We start from the raw sequence: 21,899 nt of genomic DNA, 5'->3' as shown, positions 1-21,899 counted from the left end.
CTATCAGAATATCAGGGTTGCGCGAGGGGTCCTCGTCGCAAGCCATGCCGAGACAACCGCTACTTGACCGACGAGAAGGCAGTCGGCGTCAGCAGCTGGCTGACGATGTTGCCGACGATCTGGCCGTCCGCTTCGCTCTCGGCGCGCGCTTTCATCCAGTCCGGATCGGTCATGAACTTGGCCCACTTCGCCTCGCGATCAGCAAGCGACTCCCAGGCCAGGAAATAGGTCAGCTCCTGGTTGGATTCACCGATCAGCGTGGTGAAGAACCCGGCCTGCTTGATGCCATGCTTCTCCCACAGCTTCAGGGTCGCAGTCTCGAACCGCTTCAGCAGCGCCGGCAGGCGGCCGGGTACGCAGCGATAGACGCGCATTTCGTAGATCATTGTTGTTTTCCTCCCTGAACAGGTGCGGACGTTATAGCGGTCGGCCCTGATGCTGTCTTGAGCCCTGCCCGGCCTCCCCCGCGGCGTTTCGCGCATGGCTGGATCATTTCCCGCAATGCTGCCGCAATGATCGGGCCGCTAGAAGGGGTTAATGCGGTTGAGGTGCCGGATCATGCGGATTTTGCTCGTCGAGGATGAGGCGGAGATGGCCACAGCGCTTTCGTCCGCTCTCAGGCGCTACGACATGGTGGTGGATCACGCCCCCACGCTTGCAGACGCGGAGGAAGCGATTTCCGCCGACGTTCACGCCGCCGTCCTGCTCGACCGCCAGCTTCCCGACGGGGACGGCCTCGCCCTGATCCCGAAGCTTCGCGCCCGCGCCGACGGCGTGCCGATCATCGTCCTGACCGCGCGCGGCGACCTCGCCGACCGCATCGCCGGGCTCGATAGCGGCGCCGACGATTATCTCGCCAAACCGTTCGCGGTCGAGGAGCTATTGGCGCGACTGCGTGCCGTGTTGCGGCGGCCCGCGGGCCTGTCTCCAGACGTCATCCGCGCCGGCCGCCTCGCCTTCGACCTCGGTCATCGCGAGGCCAGCATCGACGGCCAGCCGTTCGAACTGCCGCGCCGTGAACTGCTGGTGCTCGAAGCTTTGATCCGCCGGATGGGCCGCACGGTGCTGCGTACGGCGCTTGAAGAGGCTGTCTACAATTTCGACGACGAGATCCAGTCGAACGCGCTGGACACGCATATCTCGCGGCTGCGCCGCAAGCTCGCTGACGCCAATGCCGGCGTGGAGATCCACGGCATTCGCGGCGTCGGCTATCTCCTGAAGAAGCTGCCATGAGCAGGCACGACGAGCCCTATTGCCTGCGCTCGCGATTGAGCTGGCGCCTGCTTGCGCTCCAGGCCGCACTGTTGCTGGCCCTGGTTGCCGTCGTCGTCGGTGCGCTCTGCGCCTCGGGATTCGTGCTCGCGGAGCGCGACGAGGATCGCGTCATCGATGTCGTGCAGCACGCGCTCGCGCGTAACGCGGACGGCGACCTGACCCTGCGGTCGACGCCCAACCTGAAGCAATTGCGTGCGGAGACACCGGATCTCTGGTTTCTGGTCCGTGACCGGCAAGGACATTCGCTGGTCGAAGGCACCGTGCCGGCGGAATTCGCGGCGATCGGCGGCGGCCTCGACCAGATCAGCCAGGCGCGGCTCGGCTGGCAGATGTTCGAGGACGACCCGCGCAAGCCGGCAGCGCGGCTGAAGCGGGTCGACACCGATGCCGGCAATGTGCAGATCATCACTGCGACGCAAGGCCGAATGACCGGCGCCAAGGCGCTGTTGATGACTTCGCTGGCATTTCTCGGCATCGCCCTGCCCGGCCTACTGGTGATGGGCACAGCGACCTTCGTCGCGACGCCGATGATCGTGCGGCGCGCCTTCAGAGGATTGGATACCACCGCCGATCAGGCGCGCCGCATCGACATCCATCAACGCGGTGCGCGGCTGTCGGTGGAACGAATTCCGCTGGAGGTCGTGCCGCTGGTCACCGCGATCAACGACGCGCTGGCGCGGCTCGATCAGGGCTATGCCCGCCACAAGCGCTTCGTTGCGGATGCCGCGCACGAGTTGCGCACGCCGATCGCGATCCTGAACACGCGACTGGAATCGCTCCCCTCCGGTCCGGACAAGACCCGACTGCTGGAGGATGCCGCGCGGTTGGCGACGCTTGCCGAGCAATTGCTCGACATCCAGCGGCTTGACCGCTGCGGTCATCCCCTAGCGCGTGTCGACCTCGTCGCGATGGCGCAAAGCGCGGCCGCCGACCTCGCGCCGCTCGCGATCGCCGCAGGCTACGAGCTGGAGCTCGATGCGCCCGCGACGCCGATCGAGACGATCGGTGACGTAGCCGCGCTGGAGCGCGCGCTGACCAATCTCGTGCAGAACGCGATCCAGCACGGCCCTCGCCGCGGTACGATCGGCATTCGCGTGAGCAAGCCTGCCTGCATCGAGGTCACCGACGAAGGCGCCGGCATTCCCGCTGATCAACGCGAGCAGATCTTCGAGCCGTTCTACCGGCTCACCCCGCTCGATCGCGGCGCTGGCCTCGGCCTCAACATGGTCCGCGAGATCGTGCTCCTGCATGGCGGGCAGGTCTCTGTCACCGATGGCGCGGACGGTGGCACCTGCTTCAGAATGACGCTGCGGCCAACCTCGCAGATTTGATTCAATCCGCGTTCGCAGCTCACCGCGCAATGCTGTCGCAATCCGCTCCCGCGACAATGCATCCGCCTCACCTCTGATCCCAAGAGGCGCCATCGAGATGCCGGAGTGCGCATGCCCAACGATTTCCTGTCCTTCTTCCTGTCCTGGATGTCTTCGCCGCGTCGGGTCGGCGCCATTGCGCCGTCGGGCGCGGCGCTCGCCGACCTCATCACGCGCGAGATCACCGAGAAGACCGGCCCGATCCTCGAGCTCGGTCCCGGCACCGGCGCCTTCACCTACAAGCTCTTGAAGCGCGGCGTCAGGCCACAAGATCTCACACTGATCGAATACGGCTCGGACTTCATGAAGCTCTTGCAAATGCGCTTTCCGGGCACGCGCGTGCTGTGGATGGACGCGGCGCGGCTCGCGACGGAGCGACTCTATGACGGTGCGCCCGTCGGCGCGGTCGTAAGCGGCCTGCCGCTGCTGAACATGTCGACGCGCAAGGTCGTCTCGATCCTCGGTGGCGCGTTCAGCTATGTCCGCCCCGGCGGCGCCTTCTACCAGTTCACCTACGGCATGAGCTGCCCAATTCCGCGGCCGGTGCTCGACCGTCTCGGCCTGCGCGCAACGCTGGTGGATCGCGCCTTCCTGAACGTGCCGCCGGCCGCCGTCTACAAGCTGACGCGGCGGCCGCAAATGACGCTGATTGCAGGATCGGTTGCGCTGGGAATTTCACCGCCGGTCGCAGCGGAAGCGAATTGCTAGACCAACCGGCTCTGCACCATCGCCGCCTGGATGAACGAGGCGAACAGCGGGTGCGGCTCGAACGGCCGCGACTTCAGCTCGGGGTGGAACTGGACGCCGATGAACCAGGGGTGATCCTCGTACTCGACGATCTCCGGCAGCACGCCATCGGGCGAGAGGCCGGAGAATTTCAGGCCGTGCTGCTCGAGGCGGTCCTTGTAGGCGGTGTTGACCTCGTAGCGATGGCGGTGGCGTTCCGAAATCTCGGTCGCGCCGCCATAGACCCGCGAGACGCGGCTGCCGCGATTGAGCGCGGCGGGATAAGCGCCAAGCCGCATCGTGCCGCCGAGATCGCCGGCCTGCGAGCGCTTCTCGAGCTCGTTGCCGCGCAGCCATTCCGTCATCAGGCCGACGAGCGGCTCCTTGGTCGGACCGAACTCGGTGGAGTTCGCCTCCTCGATGCCGACGAGGTTTCGCGCCGCCTCGATGACAGCCATCTGCATGCCGAAGCAGATGCCGAAATACGGCACGTCGCGCTCGCGCGCGAACTGCGCCGCGCGAATCTTGCCTTCCGCGCCGCGTTGGCCGAAGCCGCCCGGCACCAGAATGCCGTTGACGTGCTCGAGGAACGGCGCCGGATCTTCCTTCTCGAAGATCTCACTCTCGATCCAGTCGAGATTGACCTTCACCTTGTTGGCGATGCCGCCGTGCGAGAGCGCCTCGATCAGCGACTTATACGCATCCTTCATGCCGGTGTATTTGCCGACGATGGCGATGGTGACATCGCCCTCGGGGTTGCGGATACGCTCGTTGATCTTCTGCCAGCTCTGCAGCACCGGCGGAATCCGCGATCCGATGCCGAAGGCGGCGAGCACTTCGTCGTCCAGGCCCGCCGCGTGATAGGCTTCGGGCACCGCATAGATGCTGTCGGCGTCGCGCGCTTCGATGACGGCGCTTTCGCGCACGTTACAAAACAGCCCCAGCTTGCGCCGCTCTTCCTTCGGGATCTCGCGATCGGTGCGGCAGAGCAGGATGTCCGGCTGAATGCCGATCGAACGCAGCTCCTTCACCGAGTGCTGCGTCGGCTTCGTCTTCAGTTCGCCCGCACTCGGGATGTACGGCAGCAGCGTGAGGTGAATGTAGATGGCGTGATCGCGCGGCAGCTCGTTCTTGAGCTGGCGGATCGCCTCGAAGAACGGCAGGCCCTCGATGTCGCCGACGGTGCCGCCGATCTCGACCAGCACGAAATCGTAATCGTCATTGCCGGAGAGGACGAATTCCTTGATCGCGTTGGTGACGTGCGGCACCACCTGGATGGTCGCGCCGAGATAATCGCCGCGGCGTTCCTTCGAGATGATGTCCTGGTAGATGCGCCCCGTCGTGATGTTGTCCTGCTTCGTCGCAGGCCTGCCGGTGAAGCGCTCGTAGTGACCGAGATCGAGATCGGTCTCCGCGCCGTCATCGGTCACGAATACTTCGCCGTGCTGATACGGCGACATCGTTCCGGGATCGAGATTGAGATAGGGATCGAGCTTGCGGAGGCGGACCTTGTAGCCCCGGGCCTGCAGCAGGGCACCGAGTGCCGCTGAAGCCAAACCCTTGCCGAGCGAAGAAACCACGCCGCCGGTGATGAATATGTACCGCGCCATGGGACCTAACCTCTAATCCCTCGAATCCGATTCGCCAAAGCGATTCGTATTCCGCCCCAAAGAATCTGCGGGCCTGTGGGTGAGCCAAAACTAAGAGTGGTGACAGAGCCTTGATGGGGGCTGTTGATGCGGGACGGTAGCCTCCGCCCTGCATGGCCCCCCTGCTTTATTGCGAACGAGGCACCTGCGGGCCGCTCGGCGCTGCCGGGGCCTGCTGCTGCTCGTCCGCCTTCTTCAGCGTATCCAGAATACCGCCCGAGGTCGGCGGGGTGATCGGTCCACCGCCGGCCGGCTGGGTCTGCGATGCCGGCTGGCCGATGATCGAGGACGGCGCACGGTTGTAACCGGCGTACCAGGACAGGAACAGACTGGTCAGGAAGAAGCCGGCGGCGAGGACCGCGGTGGTGCGCGACAACAGATTCGCGGTGCCGCGGCTCGACATGAAGCCCGCGCCTCCGCCCATGCCGAGGCCGCCGCCTTCCGACTTCTGGAGCAGCACGGCACCGATCATGACAGCAACAATCATGAGGTGGATGACGATGACAACAGTCTGCATAGTATCCTTCCGTCACAAGCCGACAGCGCCGAGACGGCGGCCGATCGCGCTTCGCGGGTTTTCCTGAAGTTGCGCGGTGTTACACGATCGGAAGGGGCATTGCCACCCCCCGATCGGCCACGGCCACGCTTTCCCCTTGGCCAGGGGCAGCCCTTAGTTAGGACAGCCTTTTAGTTGGGGCAACCTTGGGCGATCGCAAGGAAATCGGCCGCTTTCAGGCTGGCGCCGCCGACCAGCGCGCCGTTGACGTTCTTCACCGCCATCAGCTCAGCCGCGTTCGACGGCTTGACGGAGCCGCCATAGAGGATCCGCATCGCCGCCCCATCCGCCTTGAACCGGGAGGTCAGGAGTTCCCGGATAAAGCCATGAATCTGCTCGACATCCTGGGCCGTGGGGGTGAGTCCCGTGCCGATCGCCCAGACCGGCTCATAGGCCACGACCAGATTGGCCGCCGTGGAGCCGTCCGGGAGCGAGCCGTTGAGCTGGCCCCGGAGGATGTCCAGGGTCTGGCCGGCATCGCGCTGGACCTGCGTCTCGCCGATGCAGACGATCGCAATCACCCCGGCTCGCCAGGCGGCTTCCGCCTTCTGCCGGATCAGCGCATCGCCCTCGCCGTGGTCGGCGCGGCGCTCGGAATGGCCGACGATGACGGCGGTCGCACCCGCATCGGCCAGCATTTCAGCCGCGATATCGCCCGTATGGGCGCCGGAGGCCTTGGGATGGCAATCCTGGGCCCCTACGGCGACCTTCTTGCCGCGCGCCTTGTCGGCAAAGGCCGCGATCAGGGTCGCCGGCGGGCAGACCAGAAGATCGGCCTTGCCGGCCACCTCTGCCGCACCATTGAGCATGGCGTCGAATTCGGCGGCTGCGGCCTTCAGGCCGTTCATTTTCCAGTTGCCGGCGATCAGCGGTCGGATGGCATCGGTCATGTCAATGTCCAGCAAAATGAGGTTTGCGCATGCGCTAGCAGAGGACCTGCTGCAGTTCCAGAGACCAGGGGCTTTTAACCGCAGCTTCGAAGCGCGGCCTGACCTGAGGTTGCGGGGGGAAAGCCACCACTTTATGATGGCATATCAATTTGGTGAGGCGCTTTTGCTGAATCTGCATTAAGACGCGCTCCCGTTCCCCTCCTTTCAGACAAGTTGGACCAAATGCTTCGAGGAATGCGCAAGGCCTCATCAAACTGGGTCGGCAAGACCATTATGGCCGTCGTGATGGGCGTATTGATCATCAGCTTCGGCGTTTGGGGTATTGCCGACATCTTCCGCGGCTTCGGACAGTCCACGGTGGCCAAGGTCGGCCACACCGAGATTTCGCTGAACGAGTTCCGCCAGATCTACACCGACCGCCTCCAGCAGATCGGCCGCCAGTTCGGCCGCCCACTGACGCCGGAGCAGGCGCGCGCGTTCGGCCTCGACCGCCAGGTGCTCCAACAGACGATTGCGGAAGCCGCCCTCGATGAAAACGCGCGCCGGCTCGGGCTCGGTCAGTCCGACGACCAGATCCGCGAGCTCATCATGAACGATCCGAACTTCAAGGGCGTCGACGGCAAATTCGACGCGAACCGCTTCCAGAGCCTGATCCGCAATTTCGGCTACACCGAGCAGCGCTACGTCGCCGAGCAGCGCAAAGTGGCGCTGCGCCGGCAGATCACCGGCACGATTGGTGCCGGCCTCGAGCCGCCGAAAGCCATGCTCGACGTGGCGACGCGCTTCCAGAATGAGCAGCGCGCCATTGAATTCGTCAGGCTCGACACCGCGCAGGCAGGCCAGATCGACCCGCCCTCCCCCGAGGCGCTCGCCGCCTATTTCGAGGATCACAAGGTCCAATTCCGCGCGCCCGAATATCGCAAGATCGTCTTCGCTGTGATCTCGCCTGAGGAGATCGCCAAGTGGAGCGACGTCTCCGATGACGACGCGAAGAAGCTGTTCGAACAGCGCAAGGACCAGCTCTCCACACCGGAGAAGCGCCAGATCCAGCAGATCGTGTTCCCGAACGTCGCCGATGCGCAGGCCGCGCGCGAGCGTCTGGCCGGCGGACTCTCCTTCGAGGACCTCGGCAAGGAGCGCGGACTGAGTGCCACCGACGTCGATCTCGGACTCGTGGCCAAATCCGCGCTCGAACCCGTCGTCGGCGATGCCGCCTTCGCGCTTCCCGCAGGCGAGATCAGCCAGCCGATCCAGGGCCGTCTCGGCGTCTCGATCGTCAAGGTCGAAAAGATCGAGCCGGGCGCCGAGGCCGACTACGCGAAGTTTGCCGGCGACGTGAAGCGCCAGATCGCGGCCGAGCGTGCGCGCGTCAAGGTGAGCGAACTCCGCGACAAGATGGAAGACGAGCGGGGTGCCGGCACCAGCGTCGCCGATGCCGCGCAGAAGCTCGGCCTCACCGCCGTGACCATCGATGCCGTCGACCGCTCGGGCCGCGCGCCGAACGGGCAGACCGTCGCCAACATTCCGCAGGGCCTCGATGTGGTGTCGCAGGCCTTCAACAGCGACGTCGGCGTCGACAACGACCCGATCTCGTTCAAGGGCGGCTATGTCTGGTACGACGTGGTCGCCATCACGCCGTCGCGCGACCGCAGCCTCGACGAGGTTCGCGACCAGGTCGAGGCGCGCTGGCGCCAGGACCAGATCGCCACCAAGCTGAAGGCGAAGGCGACCGAGATGGTGCAGAAGCTCGAGCAGGGCGCCAAGCTCGCCGACGAGGCGGCTGCGATCAACGCCAAGGTCGAGACCGCCAGCGGCTTCAAGCGAGACGACACGCCTGCCGGCGTGCCCGCGAACATCGTTGCGGCCGCCTTCCGCACCGCCAAGGACGGCGTCGGACAGGCGCCCGTGACCGGCGGCAGCGAAGTCATCGTCTATCGCGTCACCGACATCGTCGATCCTGCAGCCGACACCGCCTCCGACGCCGTCAAGAAGCTCAAGGACGGCATCGACCGGTCGCTGACCGACGAGCAGGTCGCGTCCTACGTCAACAAGCTTCAGAACGACATCGGAACCAGCATTAATCAGGCCGCCTTCGCGCAGGTGACCGGCGCGAACCAGTGAGTTGAAAGCACGCGATGGACGACCTGAAATCGATTATTGGAAAAGTGGCGACCGGCGCCAGCCTGTCGCGTGACGAGGCCGCTTCCGCCTTCGACGCCGTGATGTCCGGCGAGGCCACGCCCTCGCAGATGGGCGGCCTGCTGATGGCGCTGCGTGTGCGCGGCGAGACCGTGGACGAGATCACAGGCGCGGTCGCGGCGATGCGCTCGAAGATGCTCACGGTCGATGCGCCTGCCGACGCCGTCGACATTGTCGGCACCGGCGGCGACGGCTCCGGTTCGGTCAACGTCTCGACCTGCGCGTCGTTCATCGTTTCGGGCACCGGCCTGCCGGTCGCCAAGCATGGCAACCGCGCGCTGTCATCGCGCTCGGGCGCCGCCGACGTGCTGGCCTCGCTCGGCGTGAAGATCGACCTCAAGCCCGAACAGGTCGGGCGCTGCGTGCGCGAATGCGGCATCGGCTTCATGTTCGCGCCGGCTCATCATCCCGCGATGAAGAACGTCGGCCCGACCCGGGTCGAGCTCGCGACCCGCACGATCTTCAATCTGCTCGGACCGCTGTCCAATCCGGCCGGTGTGAAGCGGCAGATGGTCGGCGTGTTCTCGCGGCAATGGGTGCAGCCGCTGGCGCAGGTGCTGAAGAATCTCGGCTCCGAATCCGCGTGGGTGGTGCACGGCTCCGACGGACTGGACGAGATCACCCTCACCGGCCCGACCTTCGTCTGCGCGCTCCACAATGGCGAGATCCGGAATTTCGAGGTGACGCCCGAAGACGCCGGCCTGTCGCGCTGCGAGCCCGGCGCGCTCAAGGGCGGCGATGCAGACGCCAATGCGATCGCGCTGCAAAGCGTGCTCGACGGCAAGCCGAGCCCGTATCGCGACGTCGCGTTGATGAACGCCGCCGCCGCGCTCATCGTCGCCGGCCGCGCCAAGGACCTCAAGGAGGGCGTCGCGATCGGTGCGAAATCGCTCGACAGCGGCGCGGCGAACGCGCGGCTGAAGCATCTGATCGCGGTCTCGAACAGCTGAGCGAGTCATGTCTGATATCCTGACCAAGATCGAGGCCTACAAGCGCGAGGAGATCGCCGCGGCCAAGCGCGCGCAGCCGCTCGCGGCAATGGAGGCCAAGGCCAAGGCGCAAGGCGCACCGCGCGGCTTCGTGCGCGCGATCAGGGCGAAGCACACCAATGGCGACTATGCGCTGATCGCCGAGGTGAAGAAGGCCTCGCCGTCCAAGGGGCTGATCCGCGCGGATTTCGATCCGCCCGTGCTCGCCAGGGCCTATGAGGCGGGCGGCGCGGCTTGCCTGTCGGTGCTGACCGACACGCCCTCGTTCCAGGGCCATCTCGACTTCATGGCGGCCGCGCGCGCGGCGACCTCGCTGCCGGTGCTGCGCAAGGATTTTCTGTTCGACACCTATCAGGTCGTCGAGGCGCGTGCTCATGGCGCCGACTGCATTCTCATCATCATGGCCGCGCTCGATAACGCCACGGCCAAGGACCTCGAAGACACAGCAATTGCCCATGGCATGGACGTGCTGATCGAGATCCACGATCGCGCCGAGCTCGACCGGGCTCTGAAGCTGCGCTCGCCGATGATCGGGGTCAACAACCGCAATCTGCGCACCTTCGAGACCACGCTTGCGACCAGCGAGACGCTGGCGCCGCTGATTCCTGCGGAGCGGCTGATGGTCGGCGAGAGCGGCATCTTCACGCCGGCCGACCTCACCCGGCTCGAGCGCGTGGGCATGTCGACCTTCCTGGTCGGCGAGAGCCTGATGCGGCAGGCCGACGTCACCGCGGCGACGCGCACGCTGCTCGCGCGCGAGACCAACGCCCGCGCCACGGGCACGCGCTGATATGGCGCGCAAAGCGAGCCCTGCCCTCACCCATATCAGCGCCTCCGGCGAGGCGCGGATGGTCGACGTCTCGGACAAGGCCGCAACCGAGCGGCTCGCTGTCGCCGAGGGGCGCGTGGTCATGGAAAAGGCGACGCTCGACCTGATCGTCTCCGGCAATGCCAAGAAGGGCGACGTGCTCGGCACCGCGCGCATCGCCGGCATCATGGCGGCGAAACGCACCTCCGAGCTGATCCCGCTCTGTCATCCGCTCGCGCTGTCGAAGGTGACGGTCGACATCGAGCCCGACGCGAAGCTGCCGGGCTGTGTGGTGCGTGCCAGCGTCAAGGTGACCGGCCCTACCGGCGTCGAGATGGAGGCGCTGACGGCGGTCTCGGTCGCCTGCCTCACCATCTACGACATGATCAAGGCGGTGGAGCGCGGCGTCCGCATCGAGGGTATCCAGCTCATCGAGAAGCTCGGCGGCAAATCGGGCCACTACCGCGCCTGAGCTATTTCGCTTCGCGCTGCCGCTCGCGATAGGCCCGCGTTTTCATCCGGTTGCCGCATAGCGTTGACATGCACCAGCGCCGCGTCGCCGGTTTCGACCGGTCGAAGAACACCCGGCGGCATTCCTCGGACGCACACATTTTCAACCGGTCCAACGATCCCAGAAGGGCTGCGTCATGAAGTTCGACAGCGACCGCCGATAGACCAGCGAGCGCGTCTTCGCGCGCTGCCGACAGTATTGCACCCTGTCCCGCGCGCAGCTCCACCCGCAATGGAAACGGCACCAGCGCGCCATCGAGAACATTGAGCACGTCCCTGTTCCGCCGCCGTTCGGCCGGCTCGCACTGCAGATAGGCGCGCAACGCGCCGCGCAGCGCCAGCGCGGTCTCGAACATCGCAAGCGTGACCCGCCCGCCCTCAGCTCCAAGCCCGCGATCGCGCATCCAATCCGCCAGTTGCTTCGGCCCAGCGAGTTCGTCGCTCTGGGGGTGCGCCAAACCGAAATGAGTGAAATGGCGGACATCCAGCGTATTGGCGAAATCGTAGACGTTCGCCAACGCATCGGGAACCCTGAACTTGCGCGACTCTTTCGACATCGGAACCCCCGGCAAATCTAGACACTAGTAAAGCACGTTTACTGGTTGACAGCAATCGACACCTGTATTGTACTTATACAGGTGTCGATCTCCTTTGTGATCGAACCTCATTGCGATCAATGGAATGGAGGATGCGTGCCGTGACCGACGCCCTGCACTATCTCGAACTCACCGAACTCGCGGCACGCCTCAAGACGCGCGAACTGTCCTCGCTGGACGTCACGCGCTCGCAGCTCGACCGCATCCAAAGCATTGACTCCGAGCTCAGCAGCTACGTTCACGTGATGGCGGAAACGGCCGTCTCCGAGGCGAAAGCTGCCGATGCCGAAATGGCACATGGCAAGTATCGGGGCCCGTTGCACGGCGTGCCGCTTGCGCTGAAGGACCTGATCTGGACAAAGGGTGTTCCGACGGCGGCCGGCACCACCCTTCATCGGGATTTCCGTCCGCGTGAAGACGCGACCGTCGTGCGCCGACTCAAGGACGCGGGTGCCGTGGTGCTCGGCAAGCTGCAGCTCACCGAGGGCGCATATTCCGATCACCATCCGTCGGTGACGCCGCCCAAAAATCCCTGGAATGCGGATTACTGGCCGGGCATTTCATCGAGCGGGGCGGCTGTCGCCACAGCCGCCGGACTTTGCTTTGGCTCGCTCGGCTCTGATACTGGCGGCTCGATCCGCTGGCCATGTGCCGCCAACGGACTGACCGGGCTGAAGCCGAGCTGGGGCCGCGTCAGCCGCCACGGCACATTCGAGCTGGCCGCAACGCTCGACCACGTCGGACCAATCTGTCGCAGTGCTGCGGATGCCGGCGTACTGCTCGGCGCGATCGCCGGACACGACATGAACGATCCGACCTCGCTGCTCGATCCGGTGCCGGATTATCTTGCCGCAACCGTACATGACGTGCAGGGCTTGCGGATCGGCGTGGACGCCGCCTGGAACAGCGACGACGTGGACGTCGCGACGCACAGCGTGTTGGCCGACGTCATCGATGTTTTCCGTGCGCTTGGCGCTGATTTCGTCGATATCCGATTTCCTGATGTAACCGACGCGATCGCCGACTGGGCGCCGAATTGTGCGGTGGAAGCTGCGAACGCGCACGAGGCGACTTATCCTGCCCGCAAGAACGAGTATGGCCCGGTACTGGCCTCGGTGATCGAGGCCGGTCGCGCGCTCTCCGCACTCGACTATCAGAAGATTCTGCTGCGGCGCCTCGCGTTACGGGGCCGTGTAGCGGCGCTGTTCGAGACCATCGACCTCCTGCTGATCCCGGTCCACCCGTTCCCGCCTGTGACTCTAGCCATGATCCAGACGCTCGGTGAGCAGCCTGATCTGATCGCGAAACTGCAGCGCTACACCTGCCCGTTCGACATGACCGGTCATCCCACGATTACACTGCCGGGCGGTGCATCAAGGGACGGGATGCCGATCGCGTTCCAGCTCGTCGCCGCCCATCTCGGCGAGGCCACGCTCGTGCGCGCCGGCGCCGCGTTCCAGCGCGCGACGTCCTGGCACCGCCGCCATCCGTCCCTCACGTCCGGGAGGCAACAATGACCGTTCAATCTACGCCGGCTCATTGGAGCATTTTCCACGGCTGGCTCGTTGTCGCCGGCGCGTTCGCAGTCACGCTGGTCGGATTCGGCTCTGCTTATACGTTCAGCGCGTTCCTGACGCCGCTGCAGCTCGAGTTCGGCGCCTCGCGCGGCTCGGTCTCGCTGGTATTCTCGCTCGCGGGCTTCCTCTATTTTGGCCTCGGCATCGTCAGTGGCCCGCTCGCCGATCGCTTCGGTTCTCGCGTGCTGGCGGTGACCGGCATGCTGCTCACCGGCCTTGGGCTCGTCGCCGCCGGCTTTGCGCGCAGTCTCGTCGAAGTCTATCTGGCCTATGGGCTTGGGGTCGGAATCGGGGTTGGCTGCGCCTACGTGCCCGCAATCGGCGCGGTGCAGCGCTGGTTCGTGCGCCGACGTGGCTTTGCTTCCGGCCTTGCGGTCAGCGGGATCGGGCTCGGTACGCTGGCGATGCCGCCACTCGCAACGCTCCTGATCGAGATGTTGGGCTGGCGCAGCGCCTACATTGTGCTTGGCCTGCTGGCGGCGGCCGTCGGCGCCGGTTTGGCGCTGCTCATCGAGAACGATCCACGCGGTCGCGGTCTGGGCCCCGACGGCGACCCGCCGCTGGCGGCAGGCTCAAACCGTCCGGACGGCGCGTCCATCGCTGAAGCGGTGCGTTCACGCAATTTCATCGCGCTCTATGTCGCATGCCTGATCTGCGCGTTCGGCGTCTTCGTACCCTTCGTACATCTGGTTCCTTATGCCGGCGACCACGGCGTGGCGCCCGCAGCCGCCGTGCTGTTGCTCGGCGTGATCGGCATCGGTAGCACCGCCGGCCGGTTCCTGCTCGGCGGACTTGCCGACCGCATGGGCCGAACCTCCGCGCTGCTGCTGATGTTTGTCGGTATGGCGGCGGCACTCGCGATCTGGGTCGTGTCGACCCATGCCTGGCAACTCGTTGTGTTCGCCGTCGTCTACGGTGTGTTCTACGGTGGCTGGGTCGCGGTGCTGCCGGCCGTCGTGATGGACTATTTCGGCGGCCGCAACGTCAGTGGCATCATTGGCATCCTCTATACCAGCGTCGCCTTCGGGACGCTGGTAGGCCCAAGCGCCGCCGGTTTCGCTTACGATTTCAATCACAGCTACACACTGCCGATCCTGATCAGCGCGGCGGCGAACATCATCGCGGCGCTGATCGTGGTGACGACACTGACGCGAAGAGAAAAGCGCTCCGACGGTATTGTCTTCGCCGCGACCGGCAAGAACTGACCGGCATCTCGGTCGTCGCCGGCAAATCTTGCACGCCTCTCGTCATGCGCATCGATCCGGTATTATGGCGCAAACGCCACAAGCGTAGTGCCAAGTGCTTCGCCTCATCTCCGGCTGCCTTGGCAGACGCAACTTCGGCAGCGGCTTCAACTTTGTACCGCTCTAATTCGCCGGCCGATTCTGCTATTTCGACTCTTTGGAGTTTTACGACGATCCAAGTCGCAACCCCGGCCACAAGTGCGAAGCCGCCGGCAATGATCAAAAACACCACCATGGCATTTTCCCAGCCATGGAGTGACAAGCCTAGCATTCGCCTCGCGTCCTTCGATCGAGTGGCCATTCGCGCAATTGCGGTGTTGTTGGTCGGTTTCTTGGCGCTGCTGATCGCGGTCGTGTGGGACCTGATCATAAAAAAGCGGTGATTCTAAATCTCCTCCAATGCTACCCCTTCGAGTTCCAGTGCCGCAATACACGCAAGAAAGAATGTTGCGGGAAACGTTCCCCGCGCGAGCTTATTGGTGATCGAGGCCTCTGTTTCTTTCAGCCCATGCTTCCTGAGCCGCTTAGCCAGCTCGGCATAGGTGACTTCGGTATCCTTGAGTTTGTGCTTCAGGAATGCTGCGGCGCGTTCGGCCCATTCCTCTTCCGATTTGATGTTCATGGCACCTCCATTTTGAGGCTATCATATCTGATAGGTTGCTGTTGACAAGTCTGCAACCTATCACATATGATAGCTCTCATAAACGAGAGGGGCGACAGATGGCACAGCACTTCCTTCTTTCCCGGGCGGCTAAGACCCTCTCGCTGGCCCAGGTTTTCCAGATGAAGGATGAGGAAGCGGAAATGACCTTTCGCCGCATCCGCTGGGCCGATACCAACGGCGAGCCGGTTTGCAGCCACTGCGGCGGCGTTAATGCCTATGACTGCCGCCGCTTGAAGGGGGCGCCGCGCTTCCGCTGCCGCGCCTGCAAGAAGGGACTCCACCCTTACCAGCGGAACGCTGTTCGCTAGCCACAAGCTGCCCCTCCGCTGCTATCTGGCGGCCATTGCGATCTTCTGCAACGAAGTGAAGGGCAAGTCGGCACTGGCTCTGAGCCGCGATCTCTGCGTCTCCTACAAGTGTGCCTTCGTGTTGCTGCACAAGCTGCGGGAGGCGATGGCCGATGAACTCAAGGGTCGCGTGATCGGCGGCGAAGGCAAGGTGGCTGAGGTGGATGGCGGCTATTTTTGGCAGCTACGTGAAGCCCGCCAACCGCAAGGAAGATCGCCTCGACCGTCGCTTCACGCGCAACCAGAACGGCAAGCGCAAGGTGGTGGTGATCGTGCGCGAGCGCGGCGGTAACTCCGTCCCGGCCGTGTTCAACAGCGAGAGCCAAGCCGCCTCATTCATCCGGGCTCGCATTGCCAAGGGAACGGTTGTGCACGCGGACGAAGCTGGCTCTTGGGACAACCTGCACGAACGTTTTGAGGTGAAGCGCATCAACCATCAGGAAGCCTATTCGATGGACGGTGCTTGCACCAATTGGGCCGAAGAATACTTCTCCCGCCTTCGTCGCGGCGAGATCGGTATTCATCACCACATCGCCGGTCCTTACCTGCTCCGCTACGCGCAGGAGTCATCCTGGCGCGAGGACAACCGCCGCGTCTCGAATGGCGATCAGACGCAGCGGATTGCCTGACTGGCCTTGAAGCGTGGGAAGTCCGTGGACTTCACTGGCTACTGGCAGCGACACATTGCCGAGTGACCAATTCGCGCCGCATCCGTAATATTACGGAATATTGATTCCGTTTCGTGTCAAGAACAAAATGATACTTGTAAGATGTATTCTTTTCTGGAGCCGGGTATTGAAGCATTACGGCGTCCGGCCGATATTCATTTGGAACAAGGGACCGTCATGGCCGACCGCACCAAATTGGACGAATACATTGCCGAACTGGAAGCCGCCGCCTATGCGCGCGGTCGCGAAGATGCTCGGGCGGAAATGAAGGCTGAACTGATGGCGTTTCAAAAGGGTCTGCAAGCGAACGTCGAGAAATTGTCGGCTGAACTCGAACGCGCGAAAGAGCGCCTCACTGTTGACTTGACTGAAAAGCTGCTGCCTTACCTTCGATCCACAGGCACAACAGTAGACGCCGAATCAGAGCCGCGCGAACCGCGTGAAGGCTCCGACCAAGCAAAGGTGTTGGAAGTAATTCGTGAGCATCCCGGCTTGCGGGGAATGGAAGTGGTGAAAGCGCTTAACGGCTCGGTCGAGGAGAGAACCGTTAGGACTGCATTACACCGGCTCAAACGACGGAATGCAATTATGCAGCGAGAGGGGGCATGGCATCCCGTTTCGATGTCGCTGTTTCAAAATAGCGAAAGCCAGTCACCGGTTTGATGACTGGCTTTCGTTGGAGATGTGGCCGAGTGGCTAAAGGCACCCGTTTTAGGTACGGGCAGAGAGAAATCAGGAAGCGGTCCTGCAAAAGTCTGCAACCAGAAAGTATCTCTCGGCGGGTTCGAATCCCTCCATCTCCGCCAAACACTCCAAGTCCCTTAAGATAAGCACTTAAGGGCCTTGGTCAATTATTCAGAATGGCGATTCTTCTGAATGGTTACGACGCCGTAGAAATTCGCCATCTGTACGGCCTAGCCTCGCCAACCCGCTCCACCCCCTTGCCGTCATGATTGGCGAGGCTGTGCTGTATCCCCAATGAGAACGGCCTGCACGTCTTCCTTGGAGGCGTCCTGCACGCCATGGGCAGCAAGGATGGCGGAGGCTAGCTGCTGCGCCGTCATGGGCTCTGTCGCCGTCCTGAGCGCGTCCACGGCCTTCCTATATAGAGTGCCGCGCTTGAACCACTTATTCGGCTTCCGCCGCTTCACGGCGATGCCAGCCAGGTTGTAGTTCGGGTCCAGCATTTTGATGACGGCCTCTAACTGCCGCATCTGCTCACTCAGTTCATCGTACTTCTGCCAGTTCTCAAGGATGGCCCCGCCTAGCTCGGCGTGAAGCCGTTCAAGGGTGAAGATGGCCGGTCGGGTGTACGGGTTCTGCGTCGGTCTGTGTCGCACCATGGTGATCTCCTTTGCGGTGGAGATGGGCGCGACCGTTCAAAGTTCTTGTGGCGTTTGCGCCATAATACCGCATCGATCGCATTTGTGTATTGCGGTTCATGTCGTGTTAACCGCGCTTCCTAACGTCGCCTCCACATCGATCCCGTAAACCGACGGATGTTACGGGGTCGTGAATTGACCCTGGCGTGTGTACGGCAACGACGACATGATGACGAGATACGGCAGCCGCTTCCTTGACCAGGCCTTCGTCCGCAGCGGACCGATCCGCTGGCTGGTGGTAGGCGGCACTCTCCTGATCGCTGCGATCGCCGTCGGCGCGGTGCTGATGGCGCAGAATTTCCGCGAACGCGCGCTACGCAACTCCGGCCGTGAGCTGGAAAACACCGTACTGCTGCTCGCCCATCATTTCGATCAGCAACTGCAGGATTTCGCGGTCATCCAGAGGGATTTCGTCGGCCATGTGCGCGCGACCGGAATCACGACCGCGGAGGACTATCGCAGGCGCCTCGCCGGCCAGGACGTGCACCAAATGCTGCGCTCGAAGATCGAGGCGCTGCCTTACATGGGCGGCGTCAACATCATCGACGCCGACGGCAATGTAATCAACTCCTCCACGACGTGGCCGGCCCCGAAGGTCAACGTTGCCGACCGCTCCTATTTCCGCACTTTCCGATACGATCCGCAGGCGCCCGAGGTGCTGATCGAACCCGTCTACAGCCGCATCTCCGGCGCCTGGACCATCCTGATCGTGCGCAAGATCATGGGACCGCACGGCGAGTTCATGGGTGTTGTGGGGCGCGGCATCGAGCCGGCCAACTTCGAGAAGTTCTTCGGGGCCGTCGTACTCGGCGAAAGTGCCTCGATCTCGATGCTGCACCGGGACGGCACCCTGCTTGCGCGCTTCCCGCATTCCACCGATATGATGGGACACAATTTCAGGAACGGCACGTTCGAGCAGCAAAAGATTTTCGCGCTCGATCACTTCGCCGGACGCATCGTGAGCCCGGTCGACGGTGAGGACCGGCTGGTCTCGGCGCGGGCGCTGCCCCACTTCCCGATCCTGATGATGGCGACGACCACGCGCGCGGCGGCGCTTGCCGACTGGCGCGAGCAGATCGGCATCCTGATTTCCGTCGCCGGGGCCTCTGCGCTCGCGATCGCCGGCGTGCTGATCGCGATCGTACGCAAGCTCCTGGAGCAGCACCGCGTGTCCCGGGAGCGGCTGACGCTGGAGAAGCAGCGCCTCGACCGCGCCGTCAACAACATGACCCAGGGCCTGCTGCTGTTCGACGCCTCGCAGCGCCTCGTGATCTGCAACCAGCGTTACATCGAGATGTACGGCTTGTCGGCCGAGATCGTGAAGCCCGGCTACAGCTTCCGCGACATCATCCTGCACCGCAAGGCCACGGGTTCGTTCCTGGGTGACGTGGACCAGTATGTCGCGCGCGTGCTGCGCGACATCCATGTCCGCAACTCCATGGTCGTCGAGACCGGCGATGGCCGTTCGATCCAGGTCGTCAACGAGCCGCTCGACGACGGCGGCTGGGTCGCGACCCATGAGGACATCACCGAACGTCGCCGCATCGAGGAGCGCATCACCCATCTCGCGCACTACGACGCACTGACCGACCTGCCGAACCGCGCGATGTTCCACGAACATCTGCGCGGAGAGCTCCTCGCCATCGCCGACGGCGAAGAGCTCGCGGTACACTACATCGACATCGACGAATTCAAGGGCGTCAACGACGCGCTCGGCCATCTCGTCGGCGACGAGCTGTTGAAGTCGGTGGCGGAGAGCCTCCGCGGCTGCGCCGGCCCTGCCGACTTCGTGGCGCGGCTCGGCGGCGACGAGTTCGCAATCGTGCAGAGCACGGTGACCTCGCAGGACCAGGTCAACGAGCTCGTCGCGCGGGTCTTCGCGGCGATCCGCACGCCGTTCGACTGCATGGGCCATCATCTCACGACCGACGCCAGCATCGGCATTGCGCTGGCTCCGGGGCACGGCACCGCGCTGGACCAGATCCTGAAGAACGCGGACATGGCGATGTACGCCGCCAAATCCGCCGGGCGCCGCACCTACCGCTTCTTCGAGCCGGAGATGGACGCCAAGGTGCGCGAGCGGCGCCAGCTGGAGATCGATCTCCGACACGCCATCGCCCATGGCGGCCTCGAGGTCTATTACCAGCCCTGTCTCAGCCTCAAGGACGACCGCATCACCGGCTGCGAGGCGTTGGTGCGCTGGCGCCACCCCGAGCGCGGCATGGTTTCGCCGGCCGAGTTCATCCCGATCGCCGAGGATACCGGGCTGATCAACGAGATCGGCGAATGGGTGCTGGCGACGGCCTGCCGCGATGCCGCCGGCTGGCCCGATGACATCCGCCTCGCGGTCAACGTCTCCCCGGTGCAGTTCAAGAGCGGCACGCTGGCGCTGAAGATCATGGCGGCGCTGGCCGCCTCCAATCTGCCGGCGAGCCGGCTCGAGCTCGAGATCACCGAGGCCGTGCTGATCCGCGACGATGAGACCGCGCTTGCGATCCTGCACCAGCTCCGTGCCATCGGCGTCCGCATCGCGCTCGACGATTTCGGCACCGGCTATTCGTCGCTGAGCTATCTGCACCGTTTCCCGTTCGACAAGATCAAGATCGACCGCTGCTTCGTCAACGACATCGCAGGGCCCGACGGCTCCGCCAGCATCGTGCAGGCGGTGGTCAATCTCGCTAGCGCCCGCCGCATGGCGACCACGGCCGAAGGCGTCGAGACCGAGGAACAGCAGCGGCTGCTGCGCACGCTCGGCTGCACCGAAATGCAGGGCTATCTGTTCAGCGCCGCGAAGCCCGCCGACAAGGTCATGGAGTTGTTCGCACTCCATCGCAGTCGCCTCGCGCAGCGCGACGGCAACGAAGCACGCCGCCGCGAGGCAAGCTAGGGTCTGGCCGCTCATGGCCCGAGCCCGAGGCAAAACACAATCCTCGCGACAACGAGAGGCGTCACAAAACGAAATCGCCCGGGAGTGGCCATCCACTCCCGGGCGATCTCTGAAAGTCGCAAGAACGTTGAGAAGTTAGTTCGGCACCGTCGTCTTCGGCGCCGGCTTCGCGGCTGCCGCGTTCACGGTAACGCCGTGCAGGAAGTCGTAGGCCGCGTGCAGTGCCTTGTCGTCCTTCTCTTCCGGCGGGACATAGGACTGCGATCCGGTCTGCTCGGTGCCGTCGGCGGCCTGCAGATGGCCACGCATCTGCGACTCCGCCATGGTGTCGACGCGGCCTTTGAGTTCGGCCGGCACGTCCTGGAGGATCTCGATGTCGGGCGCGATGCCCTGGGCCTGGATCGAGCGGCCCGACGGCGTGTAGTAGCGCGCGGTCGTCAGCGCCAGCGCGCCGTTGCCGGCCCCGAGCGGAATGATGGTCTGCACCGAGCCCTTGCCGAACGAGCGCGTGCCGATGATCGTCGCGCGCTTGTGGTCATGCAGCGCACCGGCGACGATCTCGGAGGCCGAAGCCGAGCCGCCGTTGACCAGCACGATCAGCGGCTTGCCCTTGGTGAGGTCGCCGCCATGCGCGGTGAAGCGCTGGGTCTCTTCCGGATTGCGGCCGCGGGTCGAGACGACCTCGCCGCGCTGCAGGAACGCGCTCGACACCGACACCGCCTGGTCGAGCAGGCCGCCCGGATTGTTGCGCAGGTCCATCACATAGCCGACCAGCTTCTCCTGCGGGACGTCCTTGGAGATCGAGGCGATCGCCTTCTTCAGGCCGTCGGTGGTCTGCTCGTTGAACGAGGTGACGCGGATGTATCCGATGTCGCCGTTCTCGACATGGAAGCGCACGGGACGGACATGGATGATCTCGCGCGTGATCGCGACATCGAGCGGCGCGTCGGCGCCCTTGCGCACGATGGTGAGCTTGGTCTTGGTGTCGACCGGCCCCTTCATCTTGTTGACGGCCTGCTCGAGCGTCATGCCCTGCACGTTCTCGCCGTCGATCTTGCTGATGAGGTCGCCTGACATGAGGCCGGCCTTGGACGCCGGCGTGTCGTCGATCGGCGAGACGACCTTGACCAGGCCCTCCTCCATCGTCACCTCGATGCCGAGCCCGCCGAATTCGCCGGAGGTGGTCTCCTGCATCTCGGTCCAGGCCTTGTCGTTCATGTAGCGGGAATGCGGATCGAGCGAGGTCACCATGCCCGCGATCGCGCCTTCGATCAGCTTGGAATTGTCGGGCTTCTCGACGTAGCTCGCCTTCACCCGCTCGAAGACTTCTCCGAACAGATTGAGCTGGGAATAGGCATCATCCGCGCCCGCTGCCGCCCGTGCCGCCCATAGTCCGCCCTGCGGACCGGATACGAGGAGGGTCAGGCACACTCCGGTGAGCGCGCCGAGGGGGAACAGCAGGGTTTTCCGCATGGAGTGGTTGGCCTTTTCGCTGGGGACGGGACGCCACGCAAATGGCGATCCAGCCCGGTTCTCACAATACCATTCAGGTTTCTTCAAGG

Annotated in this window: 20 protein-coding genes, 1 tRNA gene and 1 pseudogene; 14 read left to right on the top strand and 8 right to left on the bottom strand. The window is 64.2% G+C overall.

The genetic code is table 11. From position 1 onward, the window contains the following. Positions 1–59 precede the first annotated feature (59 nt). Positions 60–386, bottom strand: coding sequence for an NIPSNAP family protein (locus K3F49_RS27405; protein ID WP_234684019.1), 327 nt, complete (start codon positions 384–386; stop codon positions 60–62). A 172-nt stretch (positions 387–558) separates the two neighbouring features. Here K3F49_RS27405 and K3F49_RS27400 point away from each other — a divergent pair, with 172 nt between their 5' ends. The 3 genes from K3F49_RS27400 to K3F49_RS27390 all read left to right on the top strand — a co-directional run bounded on the left by K3F49_RS27400 (position 559) and on the right by K3F49_RS27390 (position 3,353). Continuing rightward, positions 559–1,233 (top strand): response regulator transcription factor, encoded by a 675-nt coding sequence (locus K3F49_RS27400; protein ID WP_234684018.1) that lies wholly within the window; start codon positions 559–561, stop codon positions 1,231–1,233. Then, positions 1,230–2,606, top strand: a complete 1,377-nt coding sequence (locus K3F49_RS27395) for a sensor histidine kinase (RefSeq protein ID WP_234684017.1) — start codon at positions 1,230–1,232, stop codon at positions 2,604–2,606. The genes K3F49_RS27400 and K3F49_RS27395 overlap by 4 nt, the downstream gene beginning before the upstream one ends. 111 nt (positions 2,607–2,717) lie before the next feature. Beyond that, positions 2,718–3,353 (top strand): class I SAM-dependent methyltransferase, encoded by a 636-nt coding sequence (locus K3F49_RS27390; RefSeq protein WP_234684016.1) that lies wholly within the window; start codon positions 2,718–2,720, stop codon positions 3,351–3,353. On the opposite strand, the gene K3F49_RS27385 is transcribed toward K3F49_RS27390, so the two are convergent. The 3 genes from K3F49_RS27385 to tpiA form a co-directional block, all read right to left on the bottom strand. Further along, entirely contained in the window at positions 3,350–4,981 is a 1,632-nt protein-coding gene (locus K3F49_RS27385; protein WP_234684015.1) for a CTP synthase, read from the bottom strand. The genes K3F49_RS27390 and K3F49_RS27385 overlap by 4 nt on opposite strands. A gap of 166 nt (positions 4,982–5,147) precedes the next feature. Further along, entirely contained in the window at positions 5,148–5,537 is a 390-nt protein-coding gene (gene secG, locus K3F49_RS27380) for a preprotein translocase subunit SecG (RefSeq protein ID WP_148753720.1), read from the bottom strand. A gap of 170 nt (positions 5,538–5,707) precedes the next feature. Beyond that, positions 5,708–6,466 carry a triose-phosphate isomerase gene (gene tpiA / locus K3F49_RS27375; protein ID WP_234684014.1) on the bottom strand — a complete coding sequence of 253 codons (759 nt, stop codon included), beginning with the start codon at positions 6,464–6,466 and terminating at the stop codon, positions 5,708–5,710. Positions 6,467–6,688: 222 nt separating this feature from the next. Between tpiA and K3F49_RS27370 the strand changes: the two genes are divergently transcribed. From K3F49_RS27370 to moaC, 4 genes are read left to right on the top strand one after another with little or no spacing between them, the layout of a single operon-like run. Then, positions 6,689–8,587: a SurA N-terminal domain-containing protein gene (locus tag K3F49_RS27370; protein WP_234684013.1), complete on the top strand. Its 1,899-nt coding sequence runs from the start codon at positions 6,689–6,691 to the stop codon at positions 8,585–8,587. Positions 8,588–8,601: 14 nt separating this feature from the next. After that, entirely contained in the window at positions 8,602–9,615 is a 1,014-nt protein-coding gene (gene trpD / locus K3F49_RS27365; protein WP_234684012.1) for an anthranilate phosphoribosyltransferase, read from the top strand. A 7-nt stretch (positions 9,616–9,622) separates the two neighbouring features. Then, positions 9,623–10,444: an indole-3-glycerol phosphate synthase TrpC gene (gene trpC, locus K3F49_RS27360; RefSeq protein ID WP_234684011.1), complete on the top strand. Its 822-nt coding sequence runs from the start codon at positions 9,623–9,625 to the stop codon at positions 10,442–10,444. Position 10,445: 1 nt separating this feature from the next. After that, on the top strand, positions 10,446–10,934 hold the full coding sequence (gene moaC / locus K3F49_RS27355) for a cyclic pyranopterin monophosphate synthase MoaC (RefSeq protein ID WP_234684010.1): 489 nt from the start codon (positions 10,446–10,448) through the stop codon (positions 10,932–10,934). 1 nt (position 10,935) lies between these two features. Here moaC and K3F49_RS27350 read toward each other — a convergent pair whose 3' ends face one another. Further along, positions 10,936–11,490: a CGNR zinc finger domain-containing protein gene (locus K3F49_RS27350; protein WP_234684009.1), complete on the bottom strand. Its 555-nt coding sequence runs from the start codon at positions 11,488–11,490 to the stop codon at positions 10,936–10,938. A gap of 170 nt (positions 11,491–11,660) precedes the next feature. Between K3F49_RS27350 and K3F49_RS27345 the strand changes: the two genes are divergently transcribed. The 3 genes from K3F49_RS27345 to K3F49_RS27335 are packed head-to-tail and all read left to right on the top strand — an operon-like array spanning position 11,661 to position 14,772. Further along, a complete protein-coding gene (locus K3F49_RS27345) occupies positions 11,661–13,085 on the top strand; it encodes an amidase (protein ID WP_234684008.1) in 1,425 nt (474 codons plus the stop codon). Next, positions 13,082–14,350, top strand: a complete 1,269-nt coding sequence (locus tag K3F49_RS27340; RefSeq protein ID WP_234684007.1) for an MFS transporter — start codon at positions 13,082–13,084, stop codon at positions 14,348–14,350. The genes K3F49_RS27345 and K3F49_RS27340 overlap by 4 nt, the downstream gene beginning before the upstream one ends. 44 nt (positions 14,351–14,394) lie before the next feature. Next, positions 14,395–14,772, top strand: coding sequence for a hypothetical protein (locus K3F49_RS27335; RefSeq protein WP_234684006.1), 378 nt, complete (start codon positions 14,395–14,397; stop codon positions 14,770–14,772). Between the two features lie 2 nt (positions 14,773–14,774). On the opposite strand, the gene K3F49_RS27330 is transcribed toward K3F49_RS27335, so the two are convergent. Further along, positions 14,775–15,011: a DUF6471 domain-containing protein gene (locus K3F49_RS27330; RefSeq protein ID WP_234684005.1), complete on the bottom strand. Its 237-nt coding sequence runs from the start codon at positions 15,009–15,011 to the stop codon at positions 14,775–14,777. 98 nt (positions 15,012–15,109) lie between these two features. Between K3F49_RS27330 and K3F49_RS27325 the strand changes: the two are divergent. From K3F49_RS27325 to K3F49_RS27315, 3 genes and pseudogenes are all read left to right on the top strand, one after another. Next, positions 15,110–16,029 (top strand): annotated as a pseudogene (locus tag K3F49_RS27325) (IS1595 family transposase). Positions 16,030–16,170: 141 nt separating this feature from the next. Continuing rightward, on the top strand, positions 16,171–16,731 hold the full coding sequence (locus K3F49_RS27320; protein WP_234684004.1) for a hypothetical protein: 561 nt from the start codon (positions 16,171–16,173) through the stop codon (positions 16,729–16,731). A gap of 15 nt (positions 16,732–16,746) precedes the next feature. Beyond that, positions 16,747–16,874 (top strand) — tRNA-Leu (locus K3F49_RS27315). A 141-nt stretch (positions 16,875–17,015) separates the two neighbouring features. Here K3F49_RS27315 and K3F49_RS27310 read toward each other — a convergent pair. Further along, entirely contained in the window at positions 17,016–17,411 is a 396-nt protein-coding gene (locus K3F49_RS27310; RefSeq protein ID WP_234684003.1) for a hypothetical protein, read from the bottom strand. A 205-nt stretch (positions 17,412–17,616) separates the two neighbouring features. On the opposite strand from K3F49_RS27310, the gene K3F49_RS27305 reads away from it, so the two are divergent. Beyond that, positions 17,617–20,337: a bifunctional diguanylate cyclase/phosphodiesterase gene (locus K3F49_RS27305; protein ID WP_234684002.1), complete on the top strand. Its 2,721-nt coding sequence runs from the start codon at positions 17,617–17,619 to the stop codon at positions 20,335–20,337. Positions 20,338–20,472: 135 nt separating this feature from the next. Here the strand turns inward: K3F49_RS27305 and K3F49_RS27300 are convergent, their stop codons facing one another. Next, entirely contained in the window at positions 20,473–21,810 is a 1,338-nt protein-coding gene (locus tag K3F49_RS27300) for a S41 family peptidase (RefSeq protein WP_234684001.1), read from the bottom strand. Positions 21,811–21,899 lie beyond the last annotated feature (89 nt).

This window comes from Bradyrhizobium monzae (genome assembly GCF_021458635.1).
In the GTDB taxonomy this organism is placed as follows: Bacteria; Pseudomonadota; Alphaproteobacteria; order Rhizobiales; family Xanthobacteraceae; genus Bradyrhizobium.
Note: the sequence above shows the minus strand (reverse complement) of the source record. Positions and strands in the feature narration are given on the sequence as shown.